Below are 18,394 nucleotides of genomic sequence, written 5' to 3'. Positions count from 1 at the left end.
TTCTGAAATCAGTTTCTAATGAACCTAACCGATAAAGTAGTTTGGATCACAGGTGCCTCTTCGGGCATTGGAGAAGCCCTGGCGCACGAATTTGCCAAAGAAGGCGCGAAATTAGTTCTTTCAGCAAGAAGATTGGAAGAATTGGAACGTGTTAAAAAAAGCCTGAATCTTCCCGATGCTTCCGTGATGGTATTGCCCATTGACATGCTTAAACCGGAAGAATTTGGAGCAAAAACAAAATCAGTACTTCAACATTTTGGCAAAATAGACGTGTTGGTTCCCAATGCCGGCATCAGCCAGCGCGAAAAACTTCTTGATATTGCTCCCGCCGATTTTCAGAAATTAATGGATACCAATTTCACCAGTGTCGTGTTCCTTACCCGCGAAGTACTTCCGCACATGTTGGCCCAAAAATCAGGCGCTATTTTGGTTACGAGCAGTGTAAGCGGTAAGATAGGCACGGCGTATCGAACGTTCTATTGTGCTTCCAAACACGCCATTCAAGGCTTTTTTGATTCATTACGCGGCGAAGTTTGGCGCGATGGTATTCAGGTAACGGTTGCCTGTCCCGGTTATATTAAAACCAATATTTCATTGAATGCCATTGGCAAAGATGGAAAACCGTTTGGCAAAATGGACCAAAACCAAGCCAAAGGAATTGCTGCTGATGTATGCGCCCGTAAAATGGTGAATGCGTTGAAATCAGGAAAACACGAGCTCATTATTGCCGGTTTTAAAGAAACACTTGGTACATATCTCAAACGCTTCGTGCCGGGTCTTTTGTGGCAATTCACTAAAAATTACAGCATTAAAGCAGTGGAAGAATAACTTTTTGGCTTAGTTTTATTTGAGAGGGAGTGCCAATCGCGGTTTTGAGAAACCGCGTTCACATTCGCGTGTGAGCGGTTTCTCAAAACCGCGATTGAACGCAGAAGAATCAGCCTATTTGCATCTTTCAATTGTTGGTCACTAATTTTTTATAGACGGCTAAGTATTGCTTTGCCACTGTTTCATACCGATTCCGTTGATAGATAACATGTAAATTTTTTTGAGCAATCTGCTCATAATCAGCATCTTCTAATACAAATCGAATCCCTTTAGCCAAGTCTTCCGAAGAATATAGTTTGGCAACATAGCCCGTTTGCAGGTGCTCAATTTGTTCGGCAATTCCACCGGAATCAAAACCTACTACGGGCGTACCACAAGCCATTGCTTCAATGACGGTATTGGGATAATTATCTTCCAACGACGGCACCACCATAACATCGGCTGCTTGGTATACGTTGACCACTTCGTGTGCGGGCAGGCTTCCCAACGATTTTACTTCCAGCCCTAAATCTGCAAGAGCTTCCGGTTCGGTTTTTCCAAAAACGACAATTCCCCATTCTTCGCGTCGGTCGCTGAGTAATTGGGTCGCTTCTTTAAAATAAGCAAAGCCTTTGCGCGGATCTTGCGTATTGACCCCCGCGAAAAGAATCCATTTTTTAGTGGGTGTCAGCCCTAAATCCTTTTTGGCAGAGGAAGGTTTGAACACATTCGTATTGATCGGGTTAGGAATAGCGAACGATGTCAAATGTTTGGTTAATGCCGCCCGTTGTGCCAATCCCGCCAACCATTGACTGGGCGATACGAGCGTCAGTGGTGCGTTTTTAAATAACTTTTGTTTTTGTTCAAACACACGGAAAGACAGATCATTATCGCTTGGCCTACATAAATAAGGGCAATGTTGACAATGTGAAAGATACCGTTCGCATTCCCGGCTATAATGACACCCTCCCGTAAAAGTGGACATATCGTGCATTGTCCAAACGACGGGTTTACCCAATGCAAAAAGCTGTTCCAACGAATACAGCGACAAAAATCCAAAATTGATCCAGTGTAAATGAATCACATCTGCCTCCCGGACGAGCGGATGCTTAGATATATCAACGCCCGCCCATAACGGGGAAAAATGGAAGCGAACGCTTTTATCTTTTTCGTGCAATACGAAATAAGCCCGTTCAGTGGCAAAGCGCGCAAAAGCTAATTTCTTACCAATAAAACTGTTCGCAACTCCCTGAACACCTTCTTCCTGCCGTTCAGTTTCCTGCACCAATACCGACGATTTTACGCCTATAGATCGCAATGCATGATGCAGGCGCAACGCGGCAATGGCAGCTCCGCCAAAGGTATGATAAGTGCTTATATGAACAATTTTCATACCCGCCAGGCAGAAATATTGAGTTGCAGATCCATTACGTCATTATTGCGATAACGACGATTCACAAAAGGTGCTTTACGGTGCTGATTGGTATCAATATAATACCGAAAACCCGCTTTCTCAATGACGCCAATGACATCTCCCAACGCCTGCGGCTGAGCGATATAGGCATGAAATTCTACAAACAAATGTTGTACGCGGTCGAGTACATCAGCGCAATCGGGAAGTACATCGGTTTCGGCCCCTTCGATGTCTATTTTTAGAAAATCGACGCGTTCTTCCAATGCCAATTCATCCCGTAAACGTACGGAAGGAATCAGTTTTTTGACTCCTTGGCCATAAATTGAAGCATCATCGGCTTGGCCTTCGCCAAACCACACGCCGGCGTCATCTTTCCAAACGGCTTTTCGAATAACCGTTACATCATTGATTCCGTTGGTTTGAAGGTTTTTGGTAAGATAATCTGCAATGGTCGGTTCCGCTTCGTAAGCTTTGATGCGCGCCTGCGGATAGAGTTCTTTCAGGTAAATAATACTCATTCCCACATTCGCCCCGCAATCGTAAATAACAGGTGCAGGCGTGGAAGCGTTGAATTTATAGAATTCTTCCATGTAGATCTCTTCATACTGCCAAGTCCACGAAAAAGCATCAGGAACTTCCAGTCTGTAACGTCCAAAGGTAACGTTCGTGGGCTGATAACGCGGTTTATCACCATAGCGCCAAAACAGTCGAAGCAGCTCCCTTCCTGCGGGATTGCGAAGAATATGAAAAGGATGCTTGAGTAAATATTTTAATGCCAACATGGGACAAAGTTAGAAAAAACCGGTTGATTCCTGCATCTCAACAACAACGCAGAAATCAACCGGTTTTCTTTCCATTCAGCCTTCGAACTTTGTTGGATTCAGACTCGTGTAACGTCTGAGTTTTTTATTCGGCGGCAGTTCTCATGATGTGAATCACATCAAGCGATGACAATTGCTGAATTTCATTAAAATTGTTTTTGGTCTGAAACGCTGTAATTTGAGTCATCACGGCATTATCATCGTCAAACGCTTCCCGCAAGTCCTTGATGGTAAGCGGGTACAACGGTCCGGAAGCTTCTCTGCTGAAATACATTTCGTTTTGAACCGTAGATGTATTCGTTTTTTCGTAAATAAAGAACCCTTCTTCTTTACCAACCGCGTATTTATCGCCTTTGTAGAATCGATAATCTTTAAAGTTATCGCGGAAACCCCAGTACTCACTTGGATCAACTTTCATTGAATTTCCGGGAGATTTGATCAGAATACCTTTGTAAAAAGTGGGATATTTGACGATTTTCTCTTTCGAATCAGCATCAAATTCGTGCGAAATTCGGCCTGCCGCAAAATCATCGGCTGATTTGTAAAGTCCGTTTTGAGCCACATGTTGTTGGGCACGACTAACGAAGGAAACTGCGACGAGCGCAATCATTACTAACTTTTTCATGGTTTGGATAATTTAAAAAGTGAACGAACTGATTTTTAATAATTTAAATTGTCGCTTCGAAAGCATTGACACAAACATTGGTAGTGATCCTGCGCAAAACGCTCATAACAATAGTTTTTAAGTTCTGCCCGTTCGCTGATCGAAAGAACGGTTATTGCTTTTTCAAGTTCATGCCGAAATAACTCTTTTTGAAAACTTACTTTCTCCAAAATCATTTCAGTATACTCAAGCATCGAAAGATGCGGCATTGGCTCCATGTGGTCTTTGCATTTCACTGCAAGTGTAGGTCCTGTGCATTAAAATAGGATTATAATGAGATTATATTGTGATGAAAATTTATAAAGACGACAAAAACGCTCATATGGGCAGAAATCATTCTGCTGTAAATGAAGTTAGAGGAAACCTTTTTCGGTCATTGGAAGCAGATTTTGCTGTTTCAGTTTTAACCTAAAAACACGACCTTTGGCAAAAACTGCGAACGTATGCTTATTTCTCTCATCGTGGCGGCGGCCCAAAACGGCGTCATTGGGCACGATAATCAACTTATCTGGCACTTGCCCGACGATTTAAAGCAATTTAAACGCCTCACCACGGGTCATCCTATCATCATGGGACGCAAGACCTTTGACTCTATCGGAAAGCCATTGCCCAACCGAACCTCTATCGTCATTACACGCAGTACTGACTGGCAATCTGAAGGCGTGATTGTGGTCAATTCGGTAGAAAAAGCCGTAGAAGCCGCCCGTGAAACAGAAACCAATGAAGCCTTTGTGATCGGTGGAGCCGAAATTTATGCATTGACTCTGCCCGTAGCCGATAAAATTTACTTAACCGAAGTAAAAGCCGATTTTGAAGGAGATGCCCGCTTTATGATTCCCCATAAAGAAGAATGGAAGGAAATAAGTCGAGTACCCCACGCCACCGACGAAAAACACACCATAGCGTTTGATTTTGTAGAATTGGCGCGACAGGACTAAGACACTATCTGTCAAACGGCTACAGCGAACAACTCACTTGTTAAAGTCAAGTATATTTTCGATTTTGCAAAGCACTTTCGCAACCGAAAACCTTCCCGTATGAAAAAAACAGTTAAGTGGCTTGGCATTGCTTTGGCTTTACTGATTAGTATATTATTGATCAACACGTTTCGCATCTCTTCAAAGCAAATACAGGGTGTAGCGCCCGCCCCGGCCTTGGCCATAAACGATTCCGTCATTACCCACTTGTCCAATGCCATTAAAATCCGCACTGTTTCGTTCGAAGATTTATCGCTTATGGATAGTACGCAGTTCGAAAAATTCATTGTTTTTCTGGAACAAACCTATCCCCTGACCCATGCGCGCCTAAAGCTCGAACGCATCAGCAATTATGCTTTGCTATTTGAGTGGAAAGGCAAAAATACATCGCTCAAACCTGCGCTTTTGATGGGTCATTACGACGTTGTCCCCGTGGTTCAGGGCACCGAAAAAATGTGGAAACACCAGCCTTTTGCGGGAGATATTGCCGATGGATTTTTGTACGGACGCGGCACGTTGGACGATAAGGTAACGGTCATTGGCGTACTGGAAGCAGTTGAATATTTACTTAAACAAAACTACCAACCCGAACGCTCATTTTACCTGGCATTTGGTCATGACGAAGAAATATCCGGACGGCTGGGTGCTCAAAAAATAGCCGCATTGCTGGAAAGTCGAAAAGTGCAATTGGAATACGTTATGGATGAAGGCGGCACTGTCAAAATCGACGGGGTTTCAGGCATTACCACCCCTGTTGCGTTGATCGGAATTGCCGAAAAAGGATACACTACGCTCCAATTGACCACGGTCGGCGACGGCGGCCACTCTTCCATGCCACCGCCACAGACCAGCATCGGAATCTTGGCCGAAGCCATTGACAAATTACAGAAAAACCCCTTTCCTGCGCGTTTGGGAGGTGCCGCAAGTTATTTGCAAGACTACCTCGCTCCCGAAATGCCTTTCGGCACAAAGTTGGCAATGGCCAATCGCTGGCTTTTAAAATCGGTGATCATCGACATTTTAACCAAAACAAATGCGGGCAACGCCATGGTGCGAACAAGCATTGCACCCACAGTAATTCATTCGGGAGTGAAAGACAATGTACTTCCTGTGGAAGCTATGGCTAAAATCAACTTCCGCATTTTACCGGGCGACTCGGTCAAAGGAGTGGTAGAATATGTAAAGAAAACCATTGGCAATGATCGTATTACGGTTGAAACCATCAGTCAGTTCGATACTGAGCCCTCTCCGGTATCAGATACGGCTACCATTGGTTTTCGGGCGTTGCACCGCACCATCAAAAGCTGTTTTCCCACTGCGATCGTGGCACCTTATTTGGTATTAGGGGCAACTGATGCCCGTTACTACCGAAATGTTTGCCCGAATATCTACCGTTTTATGCCCGTTCGCATGAATGAAGAAGACCTCAAACGTGCACACGGAACCAACGAACGCATTAGTGTAGAGGATTTTAAGAATGTAGTCAAATTCTATGTTGAATTGGTAAAGGGAAGCTGATTTTTTTTAATATTTACTGAATTTTACGATTTGGTTTCCGGCCAAAATGCCTTGAACCTCTTTCTAAGACTATGATAATTCAGTTAATTTCCCCCTTTATTCTCATATAACCGCAAACTTAATCTACACGTAATATTACCTCAGTGTTAAGTTAAGACAATAAGCTTACTTTTGCAGAATAAATTTATAATGTGATGATTTCAAAATCGTTGCCAAATTTTGATGAAGCTTTTGTTTGGGATTCCTTTAGAGGCGGTGATAAAAAGGCTTTTGCTGAAATCTATGAACGTTTTGTAAAAGTCCTTTATAACTATGCTTACAAGCTTACACACGATCCACAAATCGCCCAAGATGCAGTACAGGAGCTTTTTGTAGAAATATGGGAAGCCCGGGAGCGACTGAGTGCTACCAACTCCATTCGATTTTATTTGTATCGCTCTCTAAGACGTAAGATACACCGGTCCTACCAAAACGAACGGTATAGCGAGCTTACTTCTTTGCAGGATCATGAACTGCCCGATAGCCATTTATGGCCTTCCATTGAAGAGATGACCATTACGGAAGAATCATTGGAAGCAAATGTAAAATGGCTTAAATCCGAACTTGCGCAATTGTCAACCCGCGAATATGAAGCACTTCAACTGCGTTTTTACGACGGGCTGGAATATGACCAAATCGCCGAAATTCTGCAGATAAACGAGCAATCGGCCCGAAATCTGATCACGCGTGCCATTCAGCGTTTGCGCCGAAACCTCCCCGATACCTTGCTCCATATGCTGCTGTATTATGTCTTTCAATCCGCTGTTTAACTATTTTTAAAAAAAATTTCAGAAAAAGTGAGTTACGAAATAAATTTCCTGCTTTTTCTAAATGAGGGGTAAACTTTCGCCGTTTACACACCATTTCACTATAAAAATATGAAACCCCTTTCCGAGTTCTCTGCGCGTGATCTTGCCGAACATCCGGATTTCAGAAACTGGGTCCAAAACCCAACCACTGAATCAAATGTTTTTTGGGAAAATTATCGCCGGACTTATCCACACCAACAATCTCATATACTGAGGGCTAAAGCTTTGGTTAGATCCATTGCTGAAAGCCCTCAGTTTTTTCCTTCCGATTCGCAAATTTCCGATATGTGGCAGTATATTGAAAAAAATACTCCACAAAATGCCGATACTCCCGCACCGATTGTACGTCCGTTAAGAATTTGGTGGGCGGCTGCCGCCTGTATTTTGGTAACGGCTGCTACCTTGGTTTGGTGGCAACAACGTCAGCAAACCCTCACGTATGATTCCATTGTTGCTACTTCTGACAGCCCTTTGGAAGAGCAGAAAAATACCACCGATCAAATTCAGGCCTTTCCGCTTTCCGACGGAAGTCTGGTACGATTGGCACCCAAAAGTCGCTTGAGTTACGGCAAAAAATTCGGAAATCTGAGAGAAGTTTACCTGGATGGAGAAGCTTATTTTGAAGTAAAACGTGACCCCGAACATCCATTTTTGGTATACGCGGCTGAAACAGTTACCAAAGTTCTCGGTACAAGTTTTACCGTCCGCGCCTTTCCCGGCAAACCGAGTGTAAATGTATCGGTAAGGGAAGGGAAAGTTTCGGTATCATCCAGAGAAGATTTATCGAGTGATGTCAGGAATACGGTTTTACTGACAGCAAATCAACAGGTTACCTTTGAAAGAAACGGAGAGAATTCGGTGAAGTCACTCGTAGAAAATCCCGGAACGATTACGCCCGTTATGAAGGAACTGGTGTACAGAGACCGTTCGGCAGCAGATATATTACACGACTTAGAACAACAGTACGGAGTTGAGATAGTATACGATGAAGCAGCCTTAAAAAAATGCTTTGTTACCATAAGCTTTTCCGACGAAGTATTTTATGAGCGTGTACGTTTATTATGCCGTACCATTGGTGCTCAGTACGAAACCGTAGACACTCAAATTGTCATTAAATCAAACGGATGCCAATAAAATTTTTAAATTTGCATTCGAATAGAAATTTCGTATTCACCCTTGCATCTTAAAAGCAAAAAAGGCCGGTGAAGGACCAGTTCACCGACCAAACTCGCTAAGCCCTCAACCTTCTGCAATACGGTTGAAGCCGGGCTATGTTTGTCTTGCCCGTAGCACCGAACAATACAAAGCAAAAGTATAAAATTTTTTCGACAAAAATTGGTTGTACTTAGCCTTGAGAGTTTCTACGAATCAATACATTTTAGTGCTGCTATTGTTCGGCATTTGCTGTGCCCGACAAACCGTAGCTCAAGATTTACTCAACCAGCGGGTCTCGCTTAAGGTTGAGAATCAGTCCTTACGTCAAATCCTCAATAAAATCGAACGGCAGGCCAAAGTTCGATTTTCATATCGCTCCGAGGTTTTAAGGAGTGTACCTTCTGTCAATCTGATCGTAAAAGAAGAGCGCTTGGAAAGCGTTTTTGAGAAACTGTTTCAGCCGTTGCAGATCAACTATGATATTGTAAGCCGCAAACAAGTCATACTCACCAAAAAACCGCAACGAATTACTTTTGCGCCCTTAGAAATTCCAAAACATACCCAAAGTACAGTAGAGGAGATAACCATTTCCGGAACTGTCAAAGGGGAAAGTGATGAGAGCCTTCCGGGCGTCAATGTTTTAGTGAAAGGCACGGTCAAAGGAACGTCTACCGACGCTAACGGTCGTTTTAACCTTTCCTTTGCCAAGCCGGAAGCAATTCTGGTGTTTAGCTATGTAGGATACCTCCGTCAGGAAGTAATAGTGGGAAATCACACAACGCTTGAAATAACGCTGGAGACGGACACTAAATCGTTGTCCGAAATCGTCGTTGTTGGATACGGGACCCAAAAGAAAGTAAATTTGACAGGTGCCGTCGATCAAGTGACCGGCGAAGTATTCGAAAATCGCTCATTGTCCAACCTTACACAGGGTTTGCAAGGCATAATTCCGAATCTAAACCTTCGGATGGGCGACGGAAAGCCCATACAATCTCCAACCTATAATATCCGTGGGACCACTTCCATTGGTCAGGGAGGCAACGCGTTGATTCTGATCGACGGTGTAGAAGGCGATCCGGGCCGCCTCAACCCCAATGACGTAGCCAGTGTGACTGTCTTAAAAGACGCAGCTTCGGCCGCTATTTACGGAGCCAGAGGTGCTTTTGGGGTGGTGCTTATTACTACGAAAAGTCCGGTAAAAGACAAGACCATTATTACGTATTCTGTCAATCATTCGATTAAAAGCCCCACTACAGTTCCTAAATTCGTGACCAATGGCTATGAGTTTGCCCAGTTGTTTAACGAAAGTTGGGCAGCATGGAACGATTATTCACAAACTCCGCAGAACGTCAACAAAACAGTACGGTTCTCGCCCGCTTACCTGACCGAATTGGAACGAAGAAACAATGACCCTTCTTTGCCCAAAACGGATATTGACCCCACCACAGGCGAATACGTGTATTACGGAAATACCGATTGGTACAAAGAATTATATAAGAACAACAACAGTGCCACCGAGCATAATCTTTCGCTTTCGGGCAGCAGCGGCAAAGCGGATTTTTACATAACGGGTCGTTATTATACACAAAGCGGCTTATTTCGTTACAATTCAGACGATTATCGCATCATGAGTATGCGCGCGAAAGGCTCGATCCAACCTTTCCCTTGGCTCAAAGTGAGCAACAACGCCGACTTTTCTTCCATGAAATACCACAATCCGCTCAACGTGGGCGAAGGAGGAAGCATATGGCGTAACATCGAAGACGAAGGGCACATCATGTCACCGATGTTTAATCCTGACGGAACGTTGTCTTATTCAGCCGCTTATACGGTAGGAGATTTTTGGTACGGCAAAAACGGGATTGACATGGACAAACGTATTTTTAGAAATACGACCGATTTTGCAGCTCAATTTTTCAATAATCAATTTAGGGTAAAGGGCAATTTCACATTCCAAAATACCGACAACAATGACTATCGACGCCGGGTCCCGGTGCCTTACAGTCGCAAACCGGGAGTCATTGAGTATGCGGGAACCGGAACCAATGACTTGCAGAACATTTACCGCGAAACACTCTACATCGCTACCAACCTGTATGCAGAGTACGAACCTCAAATTGGCCAAAATCACTACCTGAAAATACTGGCGGGATACAACAATGAGCAATCAACCTACCGCCGTCTTGAAACGGTACGCAATGGTCTCATCTATGAAAATGCTCAAGACATCAATTTGGCCTTGGGACAATCCATCAATACGAGTGGTGGTTGGGAAAGGTGGGCCGTTGTCGGTGGTTTTTATCGGTTAAATTATTCGTTCAAAGAAAAATATTTACTTGAATTGAACGGCCGTTATGATGGTTCATCTAAATTTCCTTCGGGTGAGCGGTACGCTTTTTTCCCTTCGATTTCCGCAGGTTGGCGTGTTTCTCATGAACCTTTCTGGAAAATTTCTCCCAAACTCATCAGCGACCTTAAAATCAGAGGCTCATATGGTTCGCTCGGCAACGGCAGCATTGGATCATACGCCTTTCAGGAACAATTTTCCATTTTACGTTCAGACCGTATTCTGAACGGCGTCCGCCCCCAAAAAACAAGCCAACCAAGCGTTATTCCCGATGGATTGACGTGGGAAACATCCACTACGCAGGATGTGGGAATTGATCTGGGAATGTTCAGTAATCGCCTCACCTTGAACGCCGACGCCTATATTCGCAAAACTACCAATATGTTTACGGTAGGCATGACTTTGCCGGCTGTTTTTGGAACGGATGTACCCAAAGGCAATTACGCCAACCTCACTACCAAAGGTTGGGAAGGGGTGTTGTCGTGGCGGGATAAATTTGCGGCAGGCAACAAGCCTCTTGCTTACGAAGTACGCCTGACCCTATCCGATTACACTTCGACCATCGACAAATTCAATAATCCCAATCAAAAACTAAGTGATTATTATGCCGGTCAAACGATAGGAGAAATATGGGGGTATGTCACCGACGGTTATTTTACCTCCGCAGACGATATCAATAATTCGGCAAAACAAACCCTGTTCAAAGCTTCCAATACAGGGCAATGGCTGCCGGGAGATATTAAGTTTAAGGATCTGAACGGCGATGGAGTGATAAATAATGGCAACAACACCGTTTCAAATTCCGGCGACCGTACCATTATTGGGAATTCCACGCCTCGCTACACGTACGGTATTATGTTCGGCGTCGATTGGAAGAACTTCTTTTTTACGTCATTCTTTCAGGGCGTAGGCAAACAGAATTGGTGGCCCGGTCCGGAAGCAGCCATTTTTTGGGGGCAATACAACCGCCCCTACAATAAAGTACCGGAATGGCAACTGGGCAATACCTGGTCGCCCGAAAACCCTGATGCATACATGCCTCGTTATCGTGGATTTGTTGCACAGAACTTCTCAGGAGAGTTATTTCAAATCCAGACAAAGTACCTCCAGAATGCTGCGTACATTCGGATGAAAAACATTCAGTTTGGGTATAATTTACCTCGGCTGTTTATCAAAAAAATGGGAATGAGTACAGCGCGTATTTTTGTGTCGGGCGAAAACCTCTGGACATGGTCGCCGCTTTATAGAATTACGCATGATTTGGACGTGGAAAACCTCGGTCCGTCTGACAATGTAGTGACGAACGGTTTGAGCGGAAACGGATATAACTACCCTATCCTGAAAAGTGTCACCACGGGACTATCGGTTACTTTTTAATCAAAGAGAATGAGAATTTATTATATAGGACTTTTGGTAGCCTTGATGAGCATTGCCGGCTGTACCGACCCTAATCAGGTACCCGAAGCTACAGCTTCAAAAAACGCCGTTTTCAGCAGTGAAAAAGGATTGGAATTATACACTGTTTCGTTTTACGATAATTTACCCGACGCCGGCGATATCCATCAGGGGGATGCTATGGCAGATTACAGCGCCCGTACTCAAGTCCCTGATTTTCTGCGCGATGGTGCATTTGGTCCTCGCCAAAGTTCCGGTTGGACATGGACAGCTTTACGCAACATCAACTATTTCATTGCCAACAACGTAAACCCTGCCGTTCCGGTCGATGTTCGGAATCATTATAATGGCTTGGCGCGGTTTTTCAGGGCTTGGTTCTATTTTGAAAAAGTAAAACGTTTTGGCGATGTTCCGTGGATCGGTAAACCAATGGAGGTTACCGATGGAGATCTGTTTGCCGGCCGTGATCCACGTACCTTAGTGATGGATTCAGTATTAGCCGATCTGAATTATGCGGGGGAAAATATCCGTACGACCAACGATAACACCCGCAGCATTATTACCAAATACATAGTGTATGGTTTTAAGTCTCGCGTGTGCCTGTTTGAAGGAACTTTCCGTAAATACCAAACCTCCTACAACTTAGCAAATACATCGGAGAAATGGCTCACCGAAGCAGTCAGTGCAGCCGATAAAGTCATGAAAGAAGGCGGATTCAGTCTTAATGAGGCAGGAGGCCCTGAAAAATCTTACCGCCAATTATTCATCAATAAAACGCCCGTTACCTCCGAAATTCTGCTGTCCAACGTAGTAGATCCGCAACTCAGTATCTTTAATGATGCGAACTGGTGGTGGACAAGTTCTACGTACGGCGCCCGGGTAAGTTTGATCAGAACATTTGTGAATACGTATCTGAACATTGACGGAACAGCTTTTACCAATCGTACAGCGTATGAAACCCTCCCATTTATGGAAGAAGTAAAAGGCCGTGACAAACGCCTGCAACAAACCATCCGCTTGGGAAATTATACCCGCATCAATGGCGGAACGACAGAACCGGCGCCTCCTGTTTTTTCTTACACCTATACAGGCTATATGCCCATCAAATGGACCTTAGATGATACGTATTACGACGGCGGCTTCCGCAACGACAACTCTATCAGTATTATGCGTTACGCCGAAATTCTGCTGAATTATGCCGAGGCTAAAGCCGAACTCAACACCCTGACCGACGATGATTGGGCAAAAACAGTAGGCGCGCTGCGTAAACGGGCGGGTATTACGGGCGGTTTGACCGCTAAACCTACGGCCATTGACCCCTATCTTCAAGCCAACTATTTTCCGGGAATTACAGATGCACCTCTTCTCGAAATTCGTCGTGAAAGAGGAATTGAGTTGGTATTTGAAGGATTTCGCTTCAGTGATATTATTCGCTGGAAACGAGGTGAATTGATGGAACAAACGTGGAACGGATTTTACGTGCCTGCGCTTGACCAACCAATGGATCTGAACGAAGATGGCAAGAATGACGTCATTTTTTATAAAATCAAACCTGCCGCTCAACTGCCCGGTGTAACCTATGTTAACGTGTCTGAAAGCATCAATGGCTTGTCTAATCCCCAACGATTGAAGAACAATACGTATGGAGAATTAACTTGGCTAACCAATATTTCTCGAAAATGGAATGAAAAATATTACCTTTATCCTATTCCGGAGACCGACCGCTTGCTTAATCCTGCATTGGGTCAAAATCCGGGTTGGTAGTCCACTCAATTTCTAAACCTAAACCCTTAGTACTCTTTTATGAACAAACGCTTCTTTTTATGGATGTTTTGTGCTTTCATGGCGCAAAACGCTTTCTCCCAAAAAAACACTCCTATTGTAGTCGCTACCTATAACGTAAGGTATAATACGGCAAACGACGGTATCAATGCCTGGCCCAATCGAAAAGAAGATGTGAAGGCACTGATTCGCTTCCACGAATTTGATATTTTCGGTACGCAGGAAGGCCTCAGAATGCAACTTGACGGTATCGCTGAACTACAGGAATTCGCTTTCTTCGGCGCGGGTAGAGATGACGGTCAACAGGCAGGTGAACATTCGGCTATTTTCTACAAAAAAGACCGCTTTAAAGTCCTTGAATCGGGCAATTTTTGGTTGAGCGAAACCCCCGACCAACCCACCAAAGGTTGGGATGCGGTATGTTGCAAACGCATTTGTTCGTGGGTCAAATTCAAAGATGGCACGACCAAAAAGGAATTCTATTTTTTCAGCGTACACTTTGACCACCAAGGCGTAGAAGCCCGCCGTCAATCGGGTAAACTGATGGTGAAGAAAATCAAAGAGATCGCAAAAGATGCACCCACTATTTGCGTTGGTGACTTTAATTCCACTCCCGAAACGGAGCAAATCTTAGAAATGCAAACCATCCTCAGTGATTCAAAAAAAGTATCTGCGATGGCTCCCTACGGCCCTGAAGGCACGTTCAACTCCTTCAAGCTTGATGCGCCGATGAAAAACAGAATCGACTATATCTTTGTAAGCAAGCAATTTTCGGTATTGAAATACGGCGTATTGACCGATTCCAAAGACCAACGCTATCCTTCAGACCACCAGCCGGTAGTGGCAAAGGTGGTGATTAAATAAGGCAATTTTCCTTAAAAAGAAACGCTCAACAGCCGGCTGTTGAGCGTTTCTTTTTAGAATCATATCTACAAATCAGGAAAAAATTTCCTCTAAGTCAATAGTCAAATCAGGGAAAGAAGAAGAAGTAAGTGTAGTTGTGGCAGGCTTTAGACCTATGTAAACTCCCTGTTCATTGAGCACGTAGACAAACACAGCTTCATCGACAGGTTCTACCAACCAATATTCCAACACGCCCGATTCCTGGTACAGCTCATACTTTTGGTCCATTTCCCGTTTGGAATTACCCGGCGATAGAATTTCTATTATCAGATCAGGCGCTCCGATACAGCCCCGCTCGTCCAATTTGGCGTCATCACAAATCACACATAAATCAGGTTGAACTACCGTATAAATATCTTTATTGGCATTCAACGATTTTTGTCGGTTATACAGCCTCACATCAAATGGCGCATAAAACAACTGGTACGGCTTTCTCCGAAAAGCATTGCCTATTTGCAAATGAAAACGAGCTGAAATTCGCTGGTGCCTTACGTTGGGAGCAGGAGACATTTTAAAAATCTTCCCTTTGATAAGCTCTATTCGCTCATCAAATTGCCATTTCAGATAATCAGCGTACGTATAAAAGCCATCTAAATCAAGTTCGTTAATATCGGTTATAATTGCCATAGCTGTGCTTGTTTTCTCAAAACTAACAAAATTTTTGAATGGTTACCCTTGCACTTTCTCCTGATGTCGCCATAAATCCTGAAAAATCGGGCTGTTTTGGCGTAAATGTTCAAAAGTACCTTCATCGGCAATTCGGCCATTTTGAAGGATATATACATAGTCAAATTTAGTCAGAAGATGCAGGCGATGCAGTGAAGACAAAACCGCTTTTCCCCTGAATTCCTCGAATAAACGATCGTATATCTGCACTTCAGTTTTCGGGTCAACACTGCTCGTAGGCTCATCCAACAAAACAATATCGCTGCTTCGCGCGGCCAATACGCCCCGGGACAAGGCTAAGCGTTGTTTTTGTCCTCCCGATAAATTAACACCTTTCTCCTGAATATTGGATTGAAGTCCGTTGGGCAGTTGAGCAATGACTTCCGAAAAATGCGCCGTCCGGCAAACCTCCATAATATCGGACTCTTCAAAAGGCAGTCCAAGGGTAATATTGTATTCGATGGTATTTTCAAATATTTCAGGCTCCTGCGGAAACAGCGTTACGGTATCATTAATGATTTCCAATCCGTCAAAAACCTTACCGTCAACGCTGATTTGTATTCCATTTTCGGCTTCATATAATCCACGCAACAGCGCCAGCAATGTGCTTTTCCCGCTGCCGCTTTCGCCAATGAACGCCACGCGTTGTCCACGCCTGATCGTCAAAGTGAGATCATGTAAACTATGCGCTTTGTGTTGAGCATCATACAGTTCCTGATGCGAAAAGTTCAGGTTTTGAATTTGGATGGTCTGCCAATTTATCGGCAGGGTTTCATCCGACTCGGCCCGATGCTGTTGAGAATACGCTTCGCCGATAGCACGCGCCGTTTGCACATCGGTATTGTACCGAATGATTTCGGTGTATTGCCACGCCACATCCTGAAATACACTTGTAAACAAATTAACATAGCCCAGCAACGTCACTAAGCTCCCTACCAGAAATACTTTATTCGGCTCATAATGTTCATATACAAACCCGACCGCAACCACTACATAGATAACTCCTATCAGCACATACGCCACAAACCATTTCCACTCGTTGATCACCACAGACCTGCGAAAAGACGGAAATACATCCGATACTTTTCCCATCAAACTGTTTTGCATCCGTTTTTCAAGGCGTAGGGTAATTACTGTAATGATGTTGGAGAGACTGTCAAAAAGCGTAGAAGAGACGATGTGCTCTTTTTCGTTGGTTTCGTCCAAGGCTTTAATAAACGGTTTATCAAATTTAAAGATGACCCATACCGTCAATATGCCGATCAGGACGCCAATGCTACCGTAAAAAGGAGAAAAATAAAGAATTGCCAAAAACGAAAACACGAATTTGGAAAAAGCATGCAGGAACATAAAGCCGTTCTGAAAAAAATCCTTCAGGGCTTCGTACGCTTTTCGAATACGGTTGATGGTAGCTCCGCTGTGATGATCCTGGTGCCAACGAACAGGCAGATGCAATGCCTGATGATATAGTTCATCCAGAAAATTGCGGCTGAGGTTAAACGCCAGTTCTCGCTCCATCACACGAGCGGGACCGTGAAAAGCCCATTCCAACAGCATCAAAAACAAATACGCTCCTGCATACATCCATACATGTCTGATGACTTCCGGTCCTTCTTTCTGAATGGATTCGATAAACCAACCATAAAGCAAAGGACTGAGCGCTGCCACAACATTGGCCATTACAAATAGGCCATAGACCAGTAGATACCGACCTTTTTGTTGTTGAGCATAGCGCCAAGCCGTGCGAAGCAGTGAGAAGTAAGGATTGTTCATGGCTTATTTAATTGCAAAACGGGCTTTTCTTCAACCGATGATTTCCCGAAGATAATTTATCCTACTACCGTCACTTTTTTCAGATCATCCCAGAAACCTGGATAGGATTTAGCAACTACATGAGGTTCATCAATTTCAATTGGGAATACCATACCAACCGGCGCAAAAGCCATCGCCATGCGGTGGTCATCATACGTATCAATCATAGGAATTGAGGAACCGGACTCAAACGCCTTTTTCTTTCTGCGGACGATGTATTTGGTATTTTGTTCAAGTTCAACCAATTCTCCACCAATTTTCGGCAACTCTGCCTGAAGCGCTCCCACTCGGTCGGTTTCTTTGATCTTAAGGCTTTCGATACCTGTCATTGTCACTTCAATTCCCGCAGCTACGGCGCAGGCCGCAACGGTTTGGGCCAAATCGGGGCAATTGGTAAAATCCCATTCAAAGGCTTTTTCAGCAGGAACCTTGGTCAATAAAACGCCTTGTTTTGTAAAGACACTTTTTACGCCCATGTGTTCCATGATCTGCACAATGGCGCTATCTCCCTGCAATGAATTTTCTTTCAAACCCAACAGTTCTACCTCTGCATCGTTGGCCAAAGCCACTAAGCTATACCAATAACTGGCACCCGACCAATCTGACTCTATGGCATAGCGGGTCGGAATATACTGTTGAGCAGCCACATGAATGGTCTTTGCCTCCCAATCAGCTTCATGGGTCACTCCAAACGCAACCATTTGCTGAAGCGTCATTTCGATGTAAGGACGAGAGCCCACTTCTCCCGTCAATTCCAATGTAATTCCCTCAGGAAGCATTGGTCCGATCATCAATAATGCAGAGATATATTGACTGCTCACATCCCCGCGAATCTTCAGGTGATTCTGCCCTGAATAATGAAAACCGTTCAGTTCTGTGGGCGGATATCCTTCGTTTTGTTGATACGTAATATCTGCTCCAAGAGTACGCAGGGCATCTACTAATAATCCAATCGGACGCTCACACATCCGGGGAGTTCCTGTCATGATCTTGTGTTGGCCCGTAACGGCAAAATAAGCCGTTAGAAAACGCATGGTTGTGCCGGCATCCAATACATCTGCCACATTATCAGACGATTGTAGGAGCCGCATCATGGTTTGGGTATCACGCGCGGAAGACAGGTTTTCCAATTGGCCTTTAAAACCGGCCAATGCATTAATAATTAAAGCTCTGTTGCTTTCGCTTTTGGAAGAGGCTAACCGGATTTCGGTACGAATGGGCCGGGAAGGTGGGTAAACGATAACTGATTTCATGAAATATAGGACATTGTACATTCGACAATCCG

At 44.2% G+C, this 18,394-nt stretch carries 15 protein-coding genes; 8 read left to right on the top strand and 7 right to left on the bottom strand.

Annotated elements, in window-relative coordinates:
- The first annotated feature begins 18 nt into the window (after positions 1–18).
- Complete coding sequence (locus ACQY73_RS24975) at positions 19–828, top strand: SDR family oxidoreductase (RefSeq protein WP_428656250.1); 810 nt, start codon at positions 19–21, stop codon at positions 826–828.
- A gap of 127 nt (positions 829–955) precedes the next feature.
- Here the strand turns inward: ACQY73_RS24975 and ACQY73_RS24970 are convergent, their stop codons facing one another.
- The 4 genes from ACQY73_RS24970 to ACQY73_RS24955 form a co-directional block, all read right to left on the bottom strand.
- A complete protein-coding gene (locus ACQY73_RS24970; protein ID WP_428656249.1) occupies positions 956–2,200 on the bottom strand; it encodes a glycosyltransferase family 4 protein in 1,245 nt (414 codons plus the stop codon).
- On the bottom strand, positions 2,197–3,003 hold the full coding sequence (locus ACQY73_RS24965; protein ID WP_428656247.1) for an FkbM family methyltransferase: 807 nt from the start codon (positions 3,001–3,003) through the stop codon (positions 2,197–2,199). The genes ACQY73_RS24970 and ACQY73_RS24965 overlap by 4 nt, the downstream gene beginning before the upstream one ends.
- 124 nt (positions 3,004–3,127) lie before the next feature.
- Positions 3,128–3,667 (bottom strand): hypothetical protein, encoded by a 540-nt coding sequence (locus ACQY73_RS24960; RefSeq protein ID WP_428656245.1) that lies wholly within the window; start codon positions 3,665–3,667, stop codon positions 3,128–3,130.
- A 35-nt stretch (positions 3,668–3,702) separates the two neighbouring features.
- On the bottom strand, positions 3,703–3,915 hold the full coding sequence (locus tag ACQY73_RS24955; protein WP_428656243.1) for a hypothetical protein: 213 nt from the start codon (positions 3,913–3,915) through the stop codon (positions 3,703–3,705).
- A gap of 234 nt (positions 3,916–4,149) precedes the next feature.
- Between ACQY73_RS24955 and ACQY73_RS24950 the strand changes: the two genes are divergently transcribed.
- The 7 genes from ACQY73_RS24950 to ACQY73_RS24920 all read left to right on the top strand — a co-directional run bounded on the left by ACQY73_RS24950 (position 4,150) and on the right by ACQY73_RS24920 (position 14,592).
- Positions 4,150–4,644, top strand: a complete 495-nt coding sequence (locus tag ACQY73_RS24950) for a dihydrofolate reductase (protein ID WP_428656241.1) — start codon at positions 4,150–4,152, stop codon at positions 4,642–4,644.
- Positions 4,645–4,743: 99 nt separating this feature from the next.
- Entirely contained in the window at positions 4,744–6,201 is a 1,458-nt protein-coding gene (locus ACQY73_RS24945; protein ID WP_428656239.1) for a M20 family peptidase, read from the top strand.
- 194 nt (positions 6,202–6,395) lie between these two features.
- Positions 6,396–7,010 carry an RNA polymerase sigma factor gene (locus ACQY73_RS24940; RefSeq protein WP_428656237.1) on the top strand — a complete coding sequence of 205 codons (615 nt, stop codon included), beginning with the start codon at positions 6,396–6,398 and terminating at the stop codon, positions 7,008–7,010.
- 108 nt (positions 7,011–7,118) lie between these two features.
- Positions 7,119–8,183, top strand: a complete 1,065-nt coding sequence (locus ACQY73_RS24935) for a FecR family protein (RefSeq protein ID WP_428656235.1) — start codon at positions 7,119–7,121, stop codon at positions 8,181–8,183.
- Between the two features lie 217 nt (positions 8,184–8,400).
- Positions 8,401–11,928 carry a SusC/RagA family TonB-linked outer membrane protein gene (locus tag ACQY73_RS24930; RefSeq protein ID WP_428656233.1) on the top strand — a complete coding sequence of 1,176 codons (3,528 nt, stop codon included), beginning with the start codon at positions 8,401–8,403 and terminating at the stop codon, positions 11,926–11,928.
- Between the two features lie 9 nt (positions 11,929–11,937).
- Positions 11,938–13,710 (top strand): RagB/SusD family nutrient uptake outer membrane protein, encoded by a 1,773-nt coding sequence (locus tag ACQY73_RS24925; protein WP_428656230.1) that lies wholly within the window; start codon positions 11,938–11,940, stop codon positions 13,708–13,710.
- 39 nt (positions 13,711–13,749) lie between these two features.
- On the top strand, positions 13,750–14,592 hold the full coding sequence (locus tag ACQY73_RS24920; protein ID WP_428656227.1) for an endonuclease/exonuclease/phosphatase family protein: 843 nt from the start codon (positions 13,750–13,752) through the stop codon (positions 14,590–14,592).
- A 72-nt stretch (positions 14,593–14,664) separates the two neighbouring features.
- Here the strand turns inward: ACQY73_RS24920 and ACQY73_RS24915 are convergent, their stop codons facing one another.
- From ACQY73_RS24915 to ACQY73_RS24905, 3 genes are read right to left on the bottom strand one after another with little or no spacing between them, the layout of a single operon-like run.
- Positions 14,665–15,258: a Uma2 family endonuclease gene (locus ACQY73_RS24915; RefSeq protein ID WP_428656225.1), complete on the bottom strand. Its 594-nt coding sequence runs from the start codon at positions 15,256–15,258 to the stop codon at positions 14,665–14,667.
- Positions 15,259–15,300: 42 nt separating this feature from the next.
- A complete protein-coding gene (locus ACQY73_RS24910) occupies positions 15,301–17,070 on the bottom strand; it encodes an ABC transporter ATP-binding protein (protein WP_428656222.1) in 1,770 nt (589 codons plus the stop codon).
- A 56-nt stretch (positions 17,071–17,126) separates the two neighbouring features.
- A complete protein-coding gene (locus ACQY73_RS24905) occupies positions 17,127–18,362 on the bottom strand; it encodes a 3-phosphoshikimate 1-carboxyvinyltransferase (protein WP_428656220.1) in 1,236 nt (411 codons plus the stop codon).
- Between the last annotated feature and the right edge of the window lie 32 nt (positions 18,363–18,394).

Source organism: Runella sp., assembly GCF_965279615.1.
In the GTDB taxonomy this organism is placed as follows: domain Bacteria; phylum Bacteroidota; class Bacteroidia; order Cytophagales; family Spirosomataceae; genus Runella.
The sequence above is the reverse complement of the archived record's forward strand: the minus strand, read 5'-3'. Positions and strand labels throughout refer to the sequence as shown.